Genomic DNA, 18,072 nt, shown 5'->3' with positions numbered 1-18,072 from the left:
GGAACCGCATGAACACCCCCGTCATCACCAGCCTGCTGGATACCGACCTCTACAAGTTCACGATGTGGCAGACGCTGCTGCATCGCCACCCGCAGACGCAGAGCGAGTACCGCTTCGTCTGCCGCAACCGGCCCGGCTACCCGCTGGCCGAGCTGAAGGCCGACGTCGAGCGTGAGCTGGACGCGCTGTGCGCCCTGAGCTTCCGCGAGGACGAGCTGGCCTACATGCAGGGCCTGCGCTTCATCAAGAGCGACTTCGTCGACTTCCTGCGCATCTTCCGCTTCCAGCGCGCGTTCATCGACGTGAGCACCGACGGCGAGCAGCTGCACATCGTCGCCCGCGGGCCGCAGGTGCACGTGATGGGCTTCGAGATCCCGGTGCTGGCCATCGTCAACGAGCTGTACTTCCGCCGCCTGGACACGCCCGAGGTGAGGGCGGAAGGCCAGCGCCGGCTCAGCGCCAAGATCGCCGCGCTGCAGGCCTTCGCCGCCGAGCCGCGCCCGCAGCGCCACCCGTTCGACCTGTTCGACTTCGGCCTGCGCCGCCGCTTCTCGGGCCCCTGGCAGCGCGAGGTGGTGCGGCAGCTGCGCGATGCGCTGCCCCAGCACTTCAAGGGCAGCTCCAACGTGCTGCTGGCCAAGGAGCTGGGCCTGGTGCCCATCGGCACGATGGCCCACGAGTACCTGCAGACCTACCAGGCGCTGGGCACCGTGCGGCTGCGCGACCACCAGAAGGCCGCGCTGGAAGACTGGGTGCAGGAGTACCGCGGCGACCTGGGCACGGCGCTGACCGACGTGGTGGGCATGGACGCCTTCCTGGCCGACTTCGACCTCTACTTCGCCAAGCTGTTCGACGGCCTGCGCCACGACAGCGGCGACCCGGTCGTGTGGGGCGAGAAGGCGCTGGCCCACTACGCCAAGCTGCGCATCGACACCCACACCAAGCGCCTCGTGTTCAGCGACGGTCTCACCGTCACGAAGGCCATCGAGCTGTACCGCCACTTCGCCGACCGCGTGCAGCTGGGCTTCGGCATCGGCACCCACCTCAGCAACGATCTGGGCCTCACGCCGCTGAACATCGTCATGAAGCTCACGCATGCCAACGGCCAGCCCGTGGCCAAGCTCAGCGACAGCCCCGGCAAGACGCTGTGCGAGGACGAGACCTTCCTGGCCTATCTGCGCCAGGTCTTCGGCATCAAGTCATGATCAAGCTCACCCTCGCCCAGCTGAACCTCACCGTCGGTGACGTGGCGGGCAATGTGCAGCGCATGGTGGCTGCCGCGCGGCAGGCGGCCTGGGCGGGTTCGCAGCTGGTCGTCTTCCCCGAACTGGCCGTCAGCGGCTACTACCCCGGCGACCTGCTGGACGAACCGGCCTTCCTGCGCCAGGTCGAGGCCGGCCTGCAGTCGCTGCGCCAGGCTTCGCGCGAGCTGCCCGACCTGACCTGGGTGTTCGGCGCGCCGCTGCTGCGCGACGGCCCGGGCAAGCCGCTGGAGAACGGCCTGCTGGTGCTGCAACGCGGCGAGTTGCTGCTGCGCTATGCCAAGCAGCTGCTGCCCACCTACAACATCTTCGACGAGCGCCGCCACTTCGAGCCCGGGCCCGACGTCGCCAAGGTGCTGCGCGTCGGATCGGCCCAGGTGGGCCTGCTGATCTGCGAGGACGGTTGGAACGACGACGGTGCCGACTACGGCGTGAACCCTTTCGAGCGCCTGCGCGACGCCGCGCCCGACCTCGTCGTCAGCATCAACGCCAGCCCCAGCCACATCGGCAAACGCGAGCAGCGCCACCAGGTGTTCACGGCGGCGGCCCGGCGCAACGGCCTGCCCATCCTCTACGTCAACCATGTCGGCGGGCATGACCAGCTCGTCTACGACGGCGCCAGCTTTGCCGTCGAGCCCGAGGCCGGCGTCGTCTTCGAGGCCGAGCGCTTCGTCGAGTCCGTCCGCACACTGGGCTTCGAGGACGGCCGCTTCGTCGAGCTGGACGGCCACCGTCCCGCGCGGCCCGACCCGGTGGGGATGAGCGCGATGGCTTTCTACCGTGCGCAGATCGTGCTGGGCCTGCGCGACTACGCGCGCCGCTGCGGCTTCACGCAGGCCGTCGTCGGCTGCTCCGGCGGCATCGACAGCGCGCTGACGCTGGCGCTGGCCGCCGAGGCGCTGGGCGCGGACAACGTCGTCGGCATCACGATGCCGTCCAGCTTCTCGTCTGCCGGCTCGGTGACGGACTCCGAGGCGCTGTGCCGCAACCTCGGCATCCCGCTGCTGAACCATCCCATCCACGGTGCCGTCGATGCGCTGAAGGCGCAGTTCGCCGACAGCATCGGCACGCCGATGCAGGGCCTGACGCTGGAGAACCTGCAGGCCCGCGTGCGCGGCACCATCCTGATGGCGTATTCCAACGCGCACGGCCACCTGCTGCTGACCACCGGCAACAAGAGCGAGGTGTCGGTGGGCTACTGCACGCTGTACGGCGACACCAACGGCGGCCTGGGACTGATCGGCGATCTCTACAAGACCGAGGTCTTCGCGCTGAGCCGCCACCTCAATGACGTGGCAGGGCGCGAGCTGATCCCGCAGGCCATCATCGAGAAAGAGCCGTCCGCCGAACTGGCGCCGGGCCAGCGCGACAGCGACAGCCTGCCGCCATACCCCGTGCTGGACGACCTGCTCAAGCTGCTCGTCGAGGGCCACCGCCTGGCCGCCGGCGAACGCGAGCCCGCCGAGGCCCGCCTGGCCGCGCTGCGCGAGACGGCCGAGGGCCGCGCGCTCATCGAGCGCGTCGCCCGCCTGATCCAGCGCAGCGAATACAAACGCCGCCAGGCGCCGCCGTTGATCCGCCTGCGCGCCCGAGCCTTCGGCCAGGGGCGGCAGATGCCGATCGCGGCGGTCTATCCGGGAGCTTTGTCATGACCTCAACCGCCGTCCTCATCGGCCGTTTCCAGCCCGTCCACAACGGTCACGTCGCGCTGCTGCGCGCGGCGCTGGCCGAGGCGCCGCGCGTCATCGTGCTGCTGGGTTCGGCCCACCAGGCGCGCTCGCCGCGCCATCCGTTCAGCTGGACGGAGCGCGCCGAGATGCTGCGCCTGGCGCTCACCGACGCCGAGCGCGAGCGCGTGGAGATCGTGCCGCTGCGCGACCTCTACGACGAGGCCCGCTGGGTGCAGGCCGTGCGCGACGCCGTGCAGCAGCGCGTGGGCAACGGCGACGTCACGCTGGTGGGCCACTTCAAGGACGCCACCAGCGACTACCTGCGCCGCTTCTCGCCGTGGAAGCTGCTCAGCCTGCCGCGCCAGCACCGAGTGGACGCGACCCGCCTGCGCGCGGCGCTGTTCGAGGCCGCGCCGGACGACCTGGACGGCGTGCTGGCCAGCTGGGTGGACCAGGTGCCGCCGGGCACGCGCAGCTTCATGCAGGCCTGGGCACGGTTGCCGTACCTCACCGCGCTGCGGCGCGAGTGGGCCATGTTGAAGGCCTATCGCCAGGCCTGGGCGGCGGCGCCCTACGCGCCGGTGTTCGTGACCGTAGACCTGGTGCTTCAGTGCGCCGGCCATGTGCTGCTGATCCAGCGCGCCAAGGACCCCGGCCAGGGCCTGTGGGCGCTGCCGGGCGGCTTCGTCGAGCCGCGCGACACGCTGCACCAGTCGGCCGTGCGCGAGCTGGAGGAGGAGACCGGCCTGCGCCTGCTGCCCGACGTGCTGCAGCGGGCGTTGCGCGGCGTGGCCGTGTTCGACCACCCCGACCGCAGCCAGCGTGGCCGCACCATCACGCATGCCCATCACTTCGACCTGGGCGACCGTGAACTGCCCGAGGTGCAGGGCGCCGACGACGCGGCCCTGGCGCGCTGGGTGCCGGTGGGCGAGCTGGCGGCGATGGAGTCGCAGTTCTACGACGACCACTTCCACATGCTGGACCGATTTCTCGGCCTGCTCGGAGCGAGCGGCGGCGGGGCGGCTTAGCCGTAGGCGAGCCGGGCCAGCATGGTGGCCTCGGCCGCGCGGCCCCAGGCCAGCGGGTACAGGCTGCGTGCCGTGGCCATCAGCTCCGGCTGGCCGCCCCAGCGCGCGATCTGATCGCGCACGTCGGCGAGGTCGATGCTCATCAGCACCGCGGGCGCGTTGACGCGCGGGTTGTGGCGCTCCACGGTGCGTGGCACCAGGCCGAGGCAGCGCCGGTAGAAACCGACATGACGCGGGTTCACCTCGATGATGAGCCGGTGGCAGCCGGCGCGCCGGTGGGCATGTAAATAGCCCAGGTGGAAGATCTGCGCCAGCACGCGCTTGGCCTCGTGGGAGTGCTTGTCCACGGCCAGGCCGCCGAACTCGCAGAGTTTGAGGCCTTCGGCACGCCACTCGTCCAGCTCCGCGCCGAACAGCAGGTCGGCATGCAGCCCACCCGCACCGTCGAAGCGCACAGACAGCGTGCCGACGACGCGGCCCTCGGTGCGCGCGGTGCAGACGATGTCGCCGTCCTGATCGCGGCAGCTGTAGCGCTCCGGGCCGATGTTCAGCCCGCGGTCGCCGTAGCGGCGCTCGACCAGGCCCAGCGCCTCGCCGTCCAGCCCGCCGAAGCCGCTGTCCAGTTGCAGCGTCGCCTCCCCGTGGGGGTGCTGCTGCGGGCAGTGACGTGCTTCACGGGACGGGACCATCAACGACTTTCCTTCTGGCGCAAGGCTTGGGCGAGCCGAAGTCTAGGGACGCGAGGCGGGTCATGGTGGCGATCTCACAGACCGATACACCGCATGCAAATTGGTCATGACATTTCGCACAGGCACGCCCGGCGATGCACGCGATCCCATGCGGCCACACGCGGCCTTGTCCTACGCACTGCGCCGCAGCGTGGCGTTAGGCTGAGCCTGCCTGCTTCTCCCTCCCTGAGCAGGCGCCCGCCGGTCAAGCGCGGGTATTGTTGCCCCGGCCTCGTGCCGGGGTTCTTTTTTTGCGGCTGCGCGCTTGGCGTCCCCCGGGCACGACGGCCTGTCGTCCTACGGCGGCGCCGCGGCGGCCGCGCTACATTGGCAGCGGGCCACGGCCCCCTGCTGTTCCTCCCTGAGCAGGCGTCTCGTCGTGACAGCGGCAGACGGTTTCAACCCCGGTCCGGTGGGCCGGGGTTTCTTTTGTCAGCCCGCCGCCCACGCGCCCGGCGCCAGGCCGGTCCAGCGCTTGAAGGAGCGGCGGAAGTTGGCGCCGTCGAAATAGCCCAGTGCCTGCGCCACCGTGTCGCGGCCCTGGCCGCGCGGGCCCAGCAGGTAGACGGCGACATGCGCGCGCAGCCGGTCCACCTCGGCCTGGTAGTGCGTGCCGTGGCGGGCCAGCCGGCGCTTGAAGGTGGCCGGGCTCTGGCCGTAGCCGGCGGCCAGCACCTCCAGGCTGGGCGGCTGGGCCGGGTCGCGCAGCAGGCGGTCGGCCACGTCCGCCAGCAGGCCGCGGCGCAGCGCCTGCGGGTCGGCCTGGCGGGCCAGCGCGGCGGCGGCCAGGCCCGGCGCGGCGGGCCTGGCCTGTTGCGCGTCGGCCAGCGGCAGGCGCATCGCGTCCACCTGGCAGCCGAAGTGCAGCGCCGTGCCCAGGTGCACGGCGTGCTGGGCGCGGTCGCGCGGCGCGGTGCGGTCGAAGCTGAAGCGCCACGGCAGCCGCCGCCCGGCGCGCCATGCGCACAGGCTGGTGACGGCGCTCATGTGCAGGTCCACGACGAAGCCGCGCAGCCCCGGCGGCAGGCCGCAGGCGTCGGTCCAGACGAGGATGAGTTCCTGCTCGTCCACCAGCAGCCGCGGCGTCAGCAGCGGCGTGAGCCGGCCGGCATAACGGGTGAGGCCCTGCAGCATGTCGACGAGGCTGCCGGCCTGCAGCAGCGCCTGGCTGGCCAGGCCGTAGTGGCCGGGCAGCAGCAGCTGGCCCAGCGCGAAGGCGCTGTCGGCGCCGGCGTCACGCAGCGGCGTCAGCAGCGCCAGCAGTTCGCGCGGCGAGATCAGCGGCTGCGCCGGCCAGGCCAGCGGCACGCCGCGGTGGTGTGCGAACTCGGCCAGCAGCGCGGCATGGTCGGTGGCCGGCAGGCAGGCGGTGTCGAGCTCGTAGGGCGGCAGGCCGGCCGCCTCGGCGGGCCGCAGCATCGCGAGCTGGGCGGGCAGCGTCATAGCGCTTGCAGCAGGTCCAGCAGCAGTTGCTCGGGCGGCTGCGTGTCGGTGGTGGCGCGCAGCGCGGCCTGCACCGGCAGGCGTTGGCGCCGGCCGTCGGGGCCGTTGAAGCTCAGCGCGGCCAGCGCGGCCGTCAGCTCGCCAGCCAGGCGCTCGCCGTCGGCGGTGCTGCAGCCCGGCAGCAGCACGACGAAGCGGTCGCCGGCGTAGCGGCACAGCAGGTCGGCGGGGCGCAGGTTCAGCAGCAGCGTCAGGCTGGCGGCTTCCAGCGCATGGTCGGCGCCGCGCAGCCCCTGTTCGCGGGCCAGCTCGCCGAAGCCGTCGAAGCCCAGCATCAGCACGCAGCCGGGCCGGTCCAGCGCACGTTCGAGCTCGATCTGCTGGGCCATGTAGCCGGCATCGGCCAGTTGCGTGACGCGGTCCACGGCGCGGTGGTCGCGCAGGAAGCGCTCGCGCTGCGCGAGCTGCCGGCCCAGCACGCGTTGCTCCTGGCGCCAGTGGTGCAGGCCCACGGTCAGCAGCAGCATGCCCACGGGTGTCAGGCCTTCCAGCGCGTTGTCCCACAGCATGGCCTTGGGCAGGCGCCAGACCTCGTCCAGCGCGTCCACCCACTCGCCCACCAGCATGGCCGCCAGGCCCAGCACCAGCCAGGTCGTCACGCGGCCGGCGGGGCGGCTGCCGCGCACGTACACCAGCCACACGCCCACCATCAGCGCCATGCCGCCTTCGCTGACGACGTCGGTCCAGTGCCACTGCGCCACCGGCTTGAGCTCGCCCAGCGTCGCGAAGGCCAGCGTGAGGCCGGCCAGCAGCAGCACCAGCAGCGGGTAGAACAGTTCGCGGGCCAGCAGGCGCAGGGGCTGGCCGGTGAGCGGGGCGGGCAGGGCGAGGCGGGTCATGCGGCCATCGTATGAACGGCGTGTGACAGCGTTGGGAAGCGGCAGCGGGGGAGTCGGATCGGCTCACCGCGGGGGCCGCCGCTGCGCCAACCGGCTTTTGTGACGGTGGATTCAAACGCGCGCCATGGCGGCTCGCGAGCATCGCGGCCATTCCCAATCAGGCCTCCGCCATGCATCACAAGCACCTTCCCCGCCCCAGCCTGCTGGCCCTGTCGCTGGGCCTGGCCTTCTCGGCCCAGGCGCAAACGCAGACGACAGCGCCGCAGCAGCTGGACACCATCGTCGTCACCGGCCAGCGCGCCAGCCTGCAGTCCGCGCTGGACAAGCAGCGCGCCGCGCAGGGCGTGCTCAGCGTCGTGCATGCCGACGGCATCGGCCAACTGCCCGACGACAACGCCGCCGAGGCGCTGGCCCGGCTGCCGGGCGTGACCGTGGAGCGCGACCAGGGCGAGGGCCGCTTCGTGCGCGTGCGCGGCCTGGGGTCGGACTACAACACCGTCAGCATCAACGGCGCCACCGTGCCCGCCTCCGAGGCCGGCCGCCGCGCGCCGGGGCTGGACGTGGTGCCGGCCGGGCTGATCCGCTCGCTCGAAGTGAACAAGACGCTGACGCCCGACGTCGACGCCAGCAGCCTGGGCGGCAGCGTGCGCGTCAACACGCTGACGGCCTTCGACGTGAAAGGCCGGCTGCTCAGCGCGGAGCTGGGCGCCAACCACGACACCAACCTGGGCCGCACCCGCCCGCGCGCCGGCCTGACGTTTGCCGACCGCTTTGCCGACGGCACGCTGGGCTTGGCGGTGGCGCTGTCCAGCGACCAGCGCCGCTTCGCCAGCGACAACGTCGAGACCGGCGGCGCGTGGGACGCGGGCAAGCTCGAATCGTTCGAGCTGCGCCGCTACACGATCCTGCGTTCGCGCGTCGGCGCTGCGGCCAGCCTGGACTGGCGGCCCGCGGCCGGCCGGCAGCTCTACCTGCGCGGCTTCAGCAGCCGCTTCACGGACGAGGAGACGCGCCAGTCGATGAAGGTGGCGTTCTCGGCGCCGCAGGCGGCCGGCAGCACGGGCGGCGGCACGGTGTCGCGCGGGCTCAAGGACCGCCGCGAGGTGGCCCGCACCCACTCGCTGGCGCTGGGCGGCGAGCTGGATGTGGCCGGCTGGCAGGCCAGCGCCGAGACCGGCGTGGGCCGCGCCGGGGAGAGCACGCCCAACGCGCTGGCCTCCGCGGCCTTCGACGCGAAGTTCACGGGCCTGGGCTTCACCGACGGCGAGCGTCCCGTGCTGCAAGGCCCGGCCACGCTGCAGGACGCCACGCTCTACAAGCTCAACAACTTCAAGATCGGCGACAGCGAGGCGCGCGACCGCGTCGAGCACCTGAAGCTGGACGTGAAGCGCGGCGTCGAGCTGGGCGGCGGAGACGAACTGGAATTCAAGCTGGGCGCCAAGGCCACACGCCGCCACAAGGACAACCAGCAGGAAACCTGGAAGCTCAAGGGCAAGACGATTGGCACGCCGACGTTCTCGGCCATCTCCGGCAACGACGCGGTGGACTACCCGTGGAGCGCCATCGGCCCGGCCGGCGACGCCGGCAAGGCGCGCGCGCTGTGGCAGGGCGTGGACCTGGCTGGCTCGCGCGACGCGGCCGACTCGGTCACCGGCGACTTCGACATGAAGGAAGACGTCGACGCCGCCTACGCCCAGGCCACCTGGGAGCGCGGCGGCCTGCAGCTGCTGGGCGGCGTGCGCGTGGAGCGCATCGGCTTCCACGCCCGCGGCATGGCGCTGAAGGACGGCGCGCCGTCGCCCGTGGCCGTGGACACGCGCAGCACGCACTGGCTGCCGGCGCTGCTGCTGCGCCAGGACCTGGGCGGCCAGCTGCTGGCGCGCGCCGCGTTCACGAACTCGCTGGTGCGGCCCAGCTTCGAGCAGCTGTCGCCCGGCATGGTGGTGGACGGCGACGAGGCCGAGCTGGGCAACCCGCGCCTGAAGCCGCTGCGCTCGCGCAACGTCGATGTCGGCATCGAGCAGGGCCTGGGTCGCGACGGCACGCTGTCGGCCTATGTCTTCGCCAAGCGCATCCGCGACTTCGCGTTCCAGACCGACCTGGCCGGCAGCGCCGGCTGGGAGAGCTTCGGCCAGGTCAACACCTTTGCCAACGGCAGCAGCGCGAAGCTTCACGGCATGGAGCTGGCCTACGCGCAGGCGCTGCGCAGCCTGCCGGCACCGTTCAACGGCCTCATCGTCGGCGCCAACGCCACGTTCGTGAGCTCGAAGGCCCGCATCGGCGGTTACGACGGCGGCGTGTGGAAGAGCCGCGAGATCAGCCTGCCCAGCCAGTCGGACCGCAGCGTCAACCTCAGCCTGGGTTGGGAGGGCCACGGCGTCAACACGCGGCTGGCGCTGAACCAGCAGTCGTCCTACCTGATCGAGGTGGGCAGCGTGTTCGACCCCGCCCGTGACCTGCGCGTGGACGGCCAGAAGCGGCTGGACTTCTCGTTCAAATACGCCGTCAGCCAGCAGCTGGAGATCGCCGTCGACGCCGCCAACCTTACCAACCAGGCTTACTACGTCTACCAGGCCACGCCGGCACAGAACGCGCAGTACGAGCGGTACGGCCGCAGCGTCAAGCTCGGCCTGAAGTGGAGCCTGAACTGATGCGCGGCCTGTTGCTGACCCTGGCCCTCGCGGCCGCCGCCGCCGGCGCGCATGCCGGGCGCTTTGCGCTGGCCAAGACGGCGCTGGAGCTGCACGACGACGCCGGCCGCACGCTGGCGCGGCACGCCCTCCGCGCCAAGCACATGGACCAGCGCGCGGACGATGGCGTGTTTGCCGTGCTTCAGGACGCCGACAGCGGCCAGATCCAGCTGTGGCGCGCCGACGGTGGCAAGCTCGCGCGCACGGCCGCCTGGCCCGCACCGGCGGTGGACGTCGCGCAGCTGTGCCTCTACCGCGACCCGCAAGGGCTGCTGCAGCTGTTTCTGCTCGGCAAGGAAGGGTTGTCGGAGCAATGGCTGATCCACGCCGACAAGGCCTTGCCGGTGCAGCGCCTGGCCACGCCGCTGGACCCCAGCGCCTGCCGCGCGCGCGACACCGAGGGCCTGCTGTACGTGGCCGAGCCGGACGTGGGGCTGTGGGCGCTGTCCGCCAACGCCGAGCGCGTGGGCCGCCAGCTGCTGCTGGCCGATGCCGCCTCGGGCAGCAGGGCGCTGACGGCTCGGCTGGACGCCTGGCTGGCGGAGCACCCGGCGGCTGCGCCGGCAGCACGGCCCGCCGTCGTGTTGCCGACCGGCCAGACGCAGCCGGTGCGCGAAGCCGGAGACGCGGCCGACGACCCGGCCATCTGGGTGCACCCGGGGCAGGGCGCGCGCAGCCTCATCCTGGCCACCGACAAGAAGCGCGGCCTGGCCGTCTACGGCCTGGACGGCCGCGAGCGCCAGTTCCTGCCCGTGGGCCGCATCAACAACGTGGACCTGCGGCAAGGCCTGATCTACGGCGGGCGCAAGCTGGACCTCGTCGTGGCCACGCAGCGCGACGAGGCCGGGCTGGTGCTGTTCGCCGTCTCGCCGGCCGGCCAGGTCAGCGAGCTGGCGCGGCTGAAGACGACGCTGGACGACATCTACGGCCTCTGCGTGGGCCGCAACGCCGACGGCGGGCTGGACGTCTTCCCCAACGACAAGGACGGCCGCGTGCAGCAGCTGCGCCTGCGGCTGGTCGGCAAGGCCTGGCGTGTCGACGCGGTGGACGAGTTCCGCCTGGCCAGCCAGCCCGAGGGCTGCGTCGTCGATGAGGCGAACCGGGCGCTGTTCGTCGGCGAGGAGAAGCGCGGCATCTGGCGCCGCGACCTGGCCACGCCGGGCAGCGCGCCGCAGCTGGTCATCGAGGCCAGCCCGGGTCTGACGCCCGACGTCGAAGGCCTGGCCATCCACCCGGGCCGCGGCTGGCTGGTGGTGTCGTCGCAGGGCAGCGATTCCTACGCCGTCTACGACATCAAGCCGCCGTTCGCGCAGCGCGGCACGTTTGCCATCGGCACCAACGCGGCGCTGGGCATCGACGGCGTGTCGGAGACCGACGGGCTGGACCTGACGCCGGCCAACATGGGCGGGCCGTACGCGCAGGGCGTGCTCGTCGTGCAGGACGGCCACAAGCGCCTGCCGCACGGGCCGCAGAACTTCAAGCTGGTGCCGTGGAGCGCCGTGGAGAAGGTGGTGCCGGCCCGCTGACCGGCGGCGCGGCCCGGCACCGCGGGTGAGGAACCCGCCCGGTCGGGCCGCCGCCGCGGTGCAGGCTTCTAAGATGCCCGCATGACCCGCTTGCTGTCCACCAACGTCCTGCCCCTGCTGATCTGCGCCGCGCTGGGCGCCTGCGCCTCGCCCCACTGGGTCAACCCCAAGACCCCGAGTGCCGACCTCCAGGCCGATCTGGCCGCCTGCGAGAAGGACGTGATGCGCACGGCGCGTCTGGAGCAGCGCATGGCGCTGCCCGGTGGCTGCGCCGGCGCGCACTGCGCGGCCCTGGAGGAGCAACAGCGCCTGCAGGCCACAGCCGGCGCCGTGGCGGCGCAGAAGCGCTGCATGGCGCAGCGCGGCTGGCGCCAGGACTGAACGCTGGCAGCCCGGCGCCGACCCTGCTAGTCTGCCGCCCGCCACTGATGGCGGAACGGGAGCAGCGGGCATGGCGGAGTTGACGGTCAACGGCAAGCGGTTGCAGTACGAGGCGGAGGCCGACACGCCACTGCTGTGGGTGCTGCGTGAGCAGCTCAGCCTCACGGGCACCAAGTACGGCTGCGGCGTCGCGCAGTGCGGCGCCTGCACGGTGCACATCGACGGTGAGGCCATGCGCAGCTGCGTGATGCCCGCGTCGGCGCTGACGCCGGCGCAGAAGATCACCACCATCGAGGGCCTGTCCCCCAACGCCAGCCACCCGCTGCAGAAGGCCTGGGACGCGCTGGACGTGCCCCAGTGCGGCTTCTGCCAGAGCGGCATGCTGATGGCCGCGGCGGCGCTGCTGAAGGCCAAGCCCAAGCCGACCGACGCCGACATCGACGCGGCCATGACCAACATCTGCCGCTGCGGCACCTACAACCGTGTGCGCGCGGCCATCCACCTGGCGGCCGGCCAGGTGCAGCGCAAGCAGATCCCCATCGTCATCGAAGGAGGCCAGGCATGAGCGCCGTTCTGTCACGCCGGGCCTTTTTGCATACGACCAGCGCCGCGGCCGGCGGCCTGATGGTGGGCTTCCATGTGCCAGGTCTTGCCGAGGGCGACGCACCCGCCGAGTTGAACGCCTGGGTGCAGGTGCTGCCGGACGAGACCACCGTCATCCGCATCGCCCGCTCGGAGATGGGGCAGGGCACGCTGACCGGCCTGGCCCAGCTCGTCGCCGAGGAGCTGGAGTGCGACTGGGCCAAGGTGAAGACCGAGTACCCCACGCCGGGCCAGAACCTCGCGCGCAACCGCGCCTGGGGCAGCATGAGCACCGGCGGCAGCCGCGGCGTGCGTGAGTCGCACGAGTACGTGCGCAAGGGCGGCGCGCTGGCGCGTGCGCTGCTGATCCAGGCGGCGGCCAACCAGTGGAACGTGTCGGTCGTGGAATGCAAGACGGCGTCCGGCTGGGTGCTGCATGCCGGCAAGAAGCTCAGCTACGGCTCGCTGGCCGCCGAGGCCGCCAAGCTGGCCGCGCCGGCCGACATCCAGCTCAAGCCCGCCAAGGACTGGACGCTGGCCGGCAAGCCGGTCAAGCGGCTGGACACGCGGGCCAAGCTCGACGGCTCGCAGGTCTACGGCATGGACCTGCAGCTGCCAGGCATGCTGAACGCGGCCATCAAGGACTGCCCGGTGTTCGGCGGCAAGCTCAAGAGCTTCGATGCCGCGGCCATCGAGGGTCGGCCGGGCGTGAAGAAGGTCGTCAAGGTCGGCGATTCGGCCGTGGCCGTCGTGGCCGACACCTGGTGGCGGGCGAAGACGGCGCTGGAGGCGCTGCCCATCGTCTGGGACGAGGGCGCCAACGTGTCGCAGAACAGCGCCGACACCGCCGCCACGCTGAAGGCCGGGCTGGACGCGGACACTGCCGCCGTCGGCAGCAGCCAGGGCGACGTGAAGGGCGCGCTGGCCGGCGCGGCGCGCAGGGTCGAGGCCGTCTACAGCTACCCGCACCAGAACCACGCGACGATGGAGGTGATGAACGCGACGGCCAAGTGGACACCCGAGCGCTGCGAGGTCTGGACGCCGACGCAGAACGGCGAGGCCGCGCTGGCCGCGGCGTCCGAGGCGTCCGGCCTTCCGCCGGCGGCCTGCGAGGTCTACAAGCTGCACCTGGGCGGCGGCTTCGGCCGGCGCGGCGCGGTGCATGACTGGGTGCGCCAGGCCGTGGCCATCGCGAAGGAGCTGCCCGGCACGCCGGTCAAGCTGATCTGGAGCCGCGAGGAGGACATGACGCACGGCCGCTACCACCCCGTCACACAGTGCAAGCTGACGGCGGGGCTGGACGAGGCCGGCAAGCTCACCGCGCTGCACATGCGCATCTCGGGTCAGAGCATCGTCGCGGGCATCTTTCCGCAGAACATCCGCGATGGCAAAGACCCGGCCGTGTTCCAGGGCCTGAACGCCGGCGGCGCCGAGGGCGCGCTGGGCTATGCGGTGCCGCACCTGCTCATCGACCACGCGATGCGCAACCCGACGGTGCCGCCGGGCTTCTGGCGCGGCGTGAACCTGAACCAGAACGCGGTCTACCTGGAGTGCTTCATCGACGAGGTGGCCCACGCCGCCAAGCGCGACCCGCTGGCGTTGCGCCGCGAGCTGCTGGCCGGCTCGCCCAAACACCTGGCCGTGCTGAACGCAGTGGCAGCTAAGGCCGGCTGGGGCAAGCCCCGCGCGAAGGGGCGGCACCTGGGCCTGGCGCAGATCATGGGCTTCGGCAGCTATGTCGCGGCCTGCGCCGAGGTGTCGGTGAGCAAAAAGGGCGAGCTCAAGATCCACCGCATCGTTGCCGCCACCGACCCCGGCCATGCCGTCAACCCGCAGCAGATCGCCGCGCAGGTGGAGGGCAGCTTCGTCTACGGGCTGTCGGCCGCGCTGTTCGGCGAGATCACGGTGAAGGACGGCCGCGTCGAGCAGCAGAACTTCAACACCTACCCGGTGCTGAAGATGGAGCACATGCCGGCGGTCGAGACCCTCGTCATGCCGTCCGGCGGCTTCTGGGGCGGCGTGGGCGAGCCCACCATCGCGGTGGCGGCGCCGGCCGTGCTGAACGCGATCTTCGCGGCGACGGGCAAGCGCATCCGCGACCTGCCGCTGAGCAAGCACAGCCTCGTGTGATGTGTTGGCCCCTCGCCCAGCCTGACCTCGCTGAACGCGGGTCTGTCCGGTCGATCCCCCGAGGGGATGGCGATGCTTGCCGGCTCGACCGGCAAGCACATCGCCAGACGGGCCGGCTTGGGGCGGCCCGGCGCTCGGCCCGCGCTTCAAAGACTCACGGCCGGTGATGAGGGCGTTCCTGCTTGCCTGTCTGATGGTGGCGTGCTCCCGCGCTGAGTCGGGGGACATCGAGCGCGGCCGTGCGCTGGTGGCCGACCGCACGCAGAGCCTGTGCCTGCTGTGCCATGCGCTGACCGCCGCCGGCGACCCCAACCACGGCAACCTGGCGCCGCCGCTGGATGCGGCCGCCGCGCGGTTGTCTGCGCCGGCGCTGCGGGAGCGCATCGCCGACATGCGCCGCTTCAACCCGGCCACCGTGATGCCGCCGTTCCGCTCGACCGACGGCCTGCGCGACGTGGCGCCCGCCTGGGCCGGCCGGCCGGCGCTGACCGAGCAGCAGCTGGACGACCTCGTGGCCTACCTGGGCACGCTGTCGAAATGAAGCGGCGCGAGTTCACGCTCGCCGCGGCTGCGTTCGCGCTGCTGCCCACCGCGCAGGCCAGCGATGACGCGATGCGCGCCGCCATCCGTGCCTGGGCCGGGCGAGACCCCGCGTCCGGCGCGCTGCAGATCGACATCGCCGCGCTGGTGGAGAACGGCAACGCGGTGCCGGTGCGCGTCGCCGCGGCCGAGCCGGTGGTGGGGCTGGCGCTGTTCACGCCGCTGAACCCGGAGCCCGATGTCGTGCACGTCGCGTTTGGCGCGGCCGCCGTGGCAGCCGTGAGGCCCGAGTTCAGCACCCGCATGCGGCTGGCGCGCAGCCAGCGCATCGTGGCCGTGGCCAAGGCGGCGGACGGCCGCTGCTGGCAGGCGGGCGTGGACGTCGTCGTCACGCTCGCGGCCTGCGTGGATCCCTGATCATGAAGCCCCCACGCTCGCTTCGCTCACGCCCCCCCGAGGGGGTGCCAGCGCCCTTGGGGCGGCCCGGCGGCCGCTGATGGCGACCCGCGCCGTCATCACGCTGCCGCCCGCCATCAAGGCCGGCGAGCCCTTCGAGGTGCGCGCCACGGTGGCCCACGCGATGGAGACCGGCTACCGCACCGGCGACGACGGCGCGCGCCTGCCGCGCGATCTCGTGCGCCGCTTCGAGTGCCGGCTGGACGGCGAACTCGTCGTCGGCGTGGACCTGTTCGCCGCCGTGTCGGCCAACCCCTACCTCGCGTTCTGGATGCAGGCGACCAAGGCCGGCGAGCTGAGCTTCGTCTGGCGCGGCGACCAGGGCTTCGAGCACCGCGAGGTGCGCCCGCTGACGCTGGCATGAAGCGCGCCTGGCTGCTGCTGCTCGTGGCGTGCATGGCGCACGCCGACGACCGCCGCTCGGGGCGCGACACGATGAGCTCCGCGCTGCGTGCGCTGCAGGCCGACGACGCGCAGCACCCCGCCCAGCTGGCGGTGGCGCTGGGCCGCGAGCTGTGGGGGCAGGGCGCGCGTTCCTGCGCCAGCTGCCACGGCGAGCCGCAGACGCTGCGCGGCGCCGCCACGCGCTACCCGGCGTTCGACGAGGGCCTGCTGGACCTGCCCGGCCGCATCCAACGCTGCCGCGTGCGCCACCAGCAGCAGCCCGCGTGGGCGCCCGAGGCCGAGCCGCTGCTGGCGCTGACGGCGCTGGTGTCGCAGCAGTCACGCGGCCTGCCGCTGGCGCCGCCCCGCGGCCCCGAGCTGGACCGCGCCGCCGCGCAGGGCCAGCGCCTGTACTCGACGCGCATCGGTGCGCTGAACCTGTCCTGCACGCAATGCCACGACGAGCGCGCCGGGCTGCGGCTGGGCGGCAGCCTGATCCCGCAGGGGCATGTCGACGACTACCCGGTCTTCCGGCTGGAGTGGCAGTCGCTCGGCAGCCTGCAGCGCCGCCTGCGCGGCTGCTTCAGCGGCGTGCGGGCCCAGGTGCCGGCGTGGGACGGCGAGGCGCTGATGGCGCTGCAGGTCTACCTGTCGCGCCGCTCCGCCGGGCTGGTGATGCAGCCGCCGGGCGTCAGGCCCTAAGCTCGGGGCCGACAAGACCTGGGAGGGCCTATGCGACTGCGCGGATGCTGGTGGTTGGTCGTGGCTTTGCTGGCGGCGCTGCCCGCGCGGGCCGACGAGCGTGGCGACGAGGCCGAGCTGACCTTGAACCAGCGCAAGCTCGTGACGCTGCGCGCCACGCTGAAGGGCGAGTCGCCCGCCGAGCGCGTGGAGGCGGCGCGCGAGGCGCTGTCGGCCGCGCTGGCGGCGTCCGGACCGGACCGCGTCGAGCGCCAGGCGCTGCCCGGCGACGTGCCCGCCGTGCGGCTGCAGGCGAATGGCATCACGGTGCTGCACCTGGTGCCAGACGACCTGGGCGGCACGCAGGCCGGCTCGCTGCTGGACGTCGCAGCGCTGGACGCCGAGCGCCGCTTGAAGCAGGCGCTGGCCGAGGCCCGCGAGGCGCGCGACCCCAAGGCCTGGGCCGTGGGCCTGGTGTTCGCGCTGCTGGCCACGGGGCTGGCGCTGGGCCTGCTGTGGGCGCTGGCGGCGCTGCGGCGGCGGCTGTTGCGCCACGCGGTGCGGCAGCTGGGCGCGGGCGACGCGCGCGCGGTGCGGCCGTGGTGGCAGGTGTCCGGCGAGCATGCCATCGCGCTGCTGCGCGGCCTGGCCGGGCTGGCGGGCTGGGTGGTGGCGCTGGTGGTGCTGGACGTGTGGGCCAGCGTGGTGCTGCGCCAGTTCGCGGCCACGCGGGTCTGGGGCGAGCGCGCGGGCGACTGGCTGGTCTCGCAGCTGCTGGCGCTGGGCGGTGCGGCGCTGGGCGCGGTGCCGGGGCTGCTGACTGCGGTGCTGATCTTCCTGGCCGCGCGTGGCGTGCTGCGACTGGTGCAGGGCGTGCTGGAGCGCGTGCAGCGCGGCGAGCTGAGCATCGCCGGCCTGGACGCCGACACCGTCGGGCCCACGCAGCGCCTGGCCGCGCTGGTGGTGTGGCTGTTCGCGCTCGCCATGGCCTACCCCTACCTGCCCGGCGCCAGCACCGAGGCGTTCAAGGGCGTCACGGTGCTGGCCGGGTTGATGGTGTCGCTGGGGGCCTCCGGCGTGGTGGGGCAGCTGATGGCCGGGCTGTCGCTGATGTACTCGCGGGCGTTGCGCGTGGGCGAGTACGTGCGCATCGGCGACGTGGAGGGCACCGTGACGGCGCTGGGCATGTTCGCCACGCAGCTGCATACCGGGCTGGGGGAGCAGGTCAGCCTGCCCAACGCGGTGGTGTTCGGCCAGCCGGTGCGCAACTTCTCGCGGCTGGCACCGGACGGACAGTTCGTGCTGAGCACGGCCGTCACCATCGGCTACGCCACGCCGTGGCGCCAGGTGCACGCGCTGCTGATGCAGGCGGCGCAGCGCACGCCCGGCGTGCTGCAGCAGCCCGCGCCGTACGTGGTGCAGACGGCGCTGAGCGACTTCTACGTGGAGTACCGGCTGTGCGCGCAGGCCAGCCGCACGGCGCCGCAGCGCCGCGCCGAGGCCATGAGCCAGCTGCACGCCAACATCCAGGATGTGTTCAACGAGAACGGCGTGCAGATCATGTCACCGCACTACCGGGCCGACCCCGCGCAGCCCCAGGTCGTGCCCGAGGGCCCGTGGTTCGCGCCCGGGTCCGGGCCGCTCGAGCCGCCGCGCTGACGCGGCCAAGTCA

At 72.5% G+C, this 18,072-nt stretch carries 16 protein-coding genes; 13 read left to right on the top strand and 3 right to left on the bottom strand.

The window, feature by feature from the left end:
• The first annotated feature begins 8 nt into the window (after nt 1-8).
• The 3 genes from pncB to AC1Q7O_RS06890 are packed head-to-tail and all read left to right on the top strand — an operon-like array spanning nt 9 to nt 3,960.
• Nucleotides 9-1,205: a nicotinate phosphoribosyltransferase gene (pncB, locus tag AC1Q7O_RS06900; protein ID WP_492659852.1), complete on the top strand. Its 1,197-nt coding sequence runs from the start codon at nt 9-11 to the stop codon at nt 1,203-1,205.
• Nucleotides 1,202-2,914 carry an NAD+ synthase gene (locus AC1Q7O_RS06895; RefSeq protein WP_492659853.1) on the top strand — a complete coding sequence of 571 codons (1,713 nt, stop codon included), beginning with the start codon at nt 1,202-1,204 and terminating at the stop codon, nt 2,912-2,914. The genes pncB and AC1Q7O_RS06895 overlap by 4 nt, the downstream gene beginning before the upstream one ends.
• On the top strand, nt 2,911-3,960 hold the full coding sequence (locus tag AC1Q7O_RS06890) for a bifunctional nicotinamide-nucleotide adenylyltransferase/Nudix hydroxylase (protein WP_492659854.1): 1,050 nt from the start codon (nt 2,911-2,913) through the stop codon (nt 3,958-3,960). The genes AC1Q7O_RS06895 and AC1Q7O_RS06890 overlap by 4 nt, the downstream gene beginning before the upstream one ends.
• Here AC1Q7O_RS06890 and AC1Q7O_RS06885 read toward each other — a convergent pair.
• From AC1Q7O_RS06885 to AC1Q7O_RS06875, 3 genes are all read right to left on the bottom strand, one after another.
• Nucleotides 3,957-4,649, bottom strand: a complete 693-nt coding sequence (locus AC1Q7O_RS06885; RefSeq protein WP_492659855.1) for an N-acyl amino acid synthase FeeM domain-containing protein — start codon at nt 4,647-4,649, stop codon at nt 3,957-3,959. The two genes, AC1Q7O_RS06890 and AC1Q7O_RS06885, sit on opposite strands and share 4 nt — an antisense overlap.
• A gap of 471 nt (nt 4,650-5,120) precedes the next feature.
• Nucleotides 5,121-6,131, bottom strand: coding sequence for an AraC family transcriptional regulator ligand-binding domain-containing protein (locus AC1Q7O_RS06880; protein WP_492662678.1), 1,011 nt, complete (start codon nt 6,129-6,131; stop codon nt 5,121-5,123).
• On the bottom strand, nt 6,128-7,030 hold the full coding sequence (locus AC1Q7O_RS06875) for a GGDEF domain-containing protein (RefSeq protein WP_492662610.1): 903 nt from the start codon (nt 7,028-7,030) through the stop codon (nt 6,128-6,130). Before AC1Q7O_RS06875 ends, AC1Q7O_RS06880 begins: the two co-directional genes overlap by 4 nt.
• Nucleotides 7,031-7,200: 170 nt before the next feature.
• Between AC1Q7O_RS06875 and AC1Q7O_RS06870 the strand changes: the two genes are divergently transcribed.
• The 10 genes from AC1Q7O_RS06870 to AC1Q7O_RS06825 all read left to right on the top strand — a co-directional run bounded on the left by AC1Q7O_RS06870 (nt 7,201) and on the right by AC1Q7O_RS06825 (nt 18,059).
• On the top strand, nt 7,201-9,681 hold the full coding sequence (locus tag AC1Q7O_RS06870; RefSeq protein WP_492662609.1) for a TonB-dependent receptor: 2,481 nt from the start codon (nt 7,201-7,203) through the stop codon (nt 9,679-9,681).
• Nucleotides 9,681-11,246, top strand: a complete 1,566-nt coding sequence (locus AC1Q7O_RS06865) for a phytase (RefSeq protein WP_492662608.1) — start codon at nt 9,681-9,683, stop codon at nt 11,244-11,246. Before AC1Q7O_RS06870 ends, AC1Q7O_RS06865 begins: the two co-directional genes overlap by 1 nt.
• A gap of 81 nt (nt 11,247-11,327) precedes the next feature.
• Complete coding sequence (locus tag AC1Q7O_RS06860) at nt 11,328-11,627, top strand: hypothetical protein (RefSeq protein ID WP_492662607.1); 300 nt, start codon at nt 11,328-11,330, stop codon at nt 11,625-11,627.
• A gap of 70 nt (nt 11,628-11,697) precedes the next feature.
• Complete coding sequence (locus AC1Q7O_RS06855) at nt 11,698-12,192, top strand: (2Fe-2S)-binding protein (protein ID WP_492662606.1); 495 nt, start codon at nt 11,698-11,700, stop codon at nt 12,190-12,192.
• A complete protein-coding gene (locus AC1Q7O_RS06850; RefSeq protein WP_492662605.1) occupies nt 12,189-14,339 on the top strand; it encodes a xanthine dehydrogenase family protein molybdopterin-binding subunit in 2,151 nt (716 codons plus the stop codon). The genes AC1Q7O_RS06855 and AC1Q7O_RS06850 overlap by 4 nt, the downstream gene beginning before the upstream one ends.
• Before the next feature lie 193 nt (nt 14,340-14,532).
• Nucleotides 14,533-14,880, top strand: coding sequence for a sulfur oxidation c-type cytochrome SoxX (gene soxX, locus AC1Q7O_RS06845; RefSeq protein ID WP_492662604.1), 348 nt, complete (start codon nt 14,533-14,535; stop codon nt 14,878-14,880).
• Nucleotides 14,877-15,296, top strand: coding sequence for a thiosulfate oxidation carrier protein SoxY (locus AC1Q7O_RS06840; RefSeq protein WP_492662603.1), 420 nt, complete (start codon nt 14,877-14,879; stop codon nt 15,294-15,296). The genes soxX and AC1Q7O_RS06840 overlap by 4 nt, the downstream gene beginning before the upstream one ends.
• Nucleotides 15,297-15,375: 79 nt before the next feature.
• Nucleotides 15,376-15,699 carry a thiosulfate oxidation carrier complex protein SoxZ gene (locus AC1Q7O_RS06835; RefSeq protein WP_394514523.1) on the top strand — a complete coding sequence of 108 codons (324 nt, stop codon included), beginning with the start codon at nt 15,376-15,378 and terminating at the stop codon, nt 15,697-15,699.
• Nucleotides 15,696-16,421 (top strand): sulfur oxidation c-type cytochrome SoxA, encoded by a 726-nt coding sequence (soxA, locus tag AC1Q7O_RS06830; protein ID WP_394514521.1) that lies wholly within the window; start codon nt 15,696-15,698, stop codon nt 16,419-16,421. Before AC1Q7O_RS06835 ends, soxA begins: the two co-directional genes overlap by 4 nt.
• Before the next feature lie 30 nt (nt 16,422-16,451).
• A complete protein-coding gene (locus tag AC1Q7O_RS06825; RefSeq protein WP_492662602.1) occupies nt 16,452-18,059 on the top strand; it encodes a mechanosensitive ion channel family protein in 1,608 nt (535 codons plus the stop codon).
• Nucleotides 18,060-18,072: the final 13 nt, after the last annotated feature.

The organism is Roseateles sp. GW823-FHT07B05 (genome assembly GCF_058794515.1).
Note: the sequence above shows the minus strand (reverse complement) of the source record. Positions and strands in the feature narration are given on the sequence as shown.

Coding starts and splice junctions, on each gene's coding strand:
- AC1Q7O_RS06840 (WP_492662603.1), top strand. CDS start 14,877: ATGAAGCGGCGCGAGTTCACGCTCGCCGCGGCTGCGTTCGCGCTGCTG.
- AC1Q7O_RS06870 (WP_492662609.1), top strand. CDS start 7,201: ATGCATCACAAGCACCTTCCCCGCCCCAGCCTGCTGGCCCTGTCGCTG.
- AC1Q7O_RS06885 (WP_492659855.1), bottom strand. CDS start 4,649: ATGGTCCCGTCCCGTGAAGCACGTCACTGCCCGCAGCAGCACCCCCAC.
- soxA (WP_394514521.1), top strand. CDS start 15,696: ATGAAGCGCGCCTGGCTGCTGCTGCTCGTGGCGTGCATGGCGCACGCC.
- AC1Q7O_RS06855 (WP_492662606.1), top strand. CDS start 11,698: ATGGCGGAGTTGACGGTCAACGGCAAGCGGTTGCAGTACGAGGCGGAG.
- AC1Q7O_RS06825 (WP_492662602.1), top strand. CDS start 16,452: ATGCGACTGCGCGGATGCTGGTGGTTGGTCGTGGCTTTGCTGGCGGCG.
- AC1Q7O_RS06890 (WP_492659854.1), top strand. CDS start 2,911: ATGACCTCAACCGCCGTCCTCATCGGCCGTTTCCAGCCCGTCCACAAC.
- AC1Q7O_RS06895 (WP_492659853.1), top strand. CDS start 1,202: ATGATCAAGCTCACCCTCGCCCAGCTGAACCTCACCGTCGGTGACGTG.
- AC1Q7O_RS06860 (WP_492662607.1), top strand. CDS start 11,328: ATGACCCGCTTGCTGTCCACCAACGTCCTGCCCCTGCTGATCTGCGCC.
- AC1Q7O_RS06865 (WP_492662608.1), top strand. CDS start 9,681: ATGCGCGGCCTGTTGCTGACCCTGGCCCTCGCGGCCGCCGCCGCCGGC.
- pncB (WP_492659852.1), top strand. CDS start 9: ATGAACACCCCCGTCATCACCAGCCTGCTGGATACCGACCTCTACAAG.
- AC1Q7O_RS06875 (WP_492662610.1), bottom strand. CDS start 7,030: ATGACCCGCCTCGCCCTGCCCGCCCCGCTCACCGGCCAGCCCCTGCGC.
- soxX (WP_492662604.1), top strand. CDS start 14,533: ATGGTGGCGTGCTCCCGCGCTGAGTCGGGGGACATCGAGCGCGGCCGT.
- AC1Q7O_RS06835 (WP_394514523.1), top strand. CDS start 15,376: ATGGCGACCCGCGCCGTCATCACGCTGCCGCCCGCCATCAAGGCCGGC.
- AC1Q7O_RS06880 (WP_492662678.1), bottom strand. CDS start 6,131: ATGACGCTGCCCGCCCAGCTCGCGATGCTGCGGCCCGCCGAGGCGGCC.
- AC1Q7O_RS06850 (WP_492662605.1), top strand. CDS start 12,189: ATGAGCGCCGTTCTGTCACGCCGGGCCTTTTTGCATACGACCAGCGCC.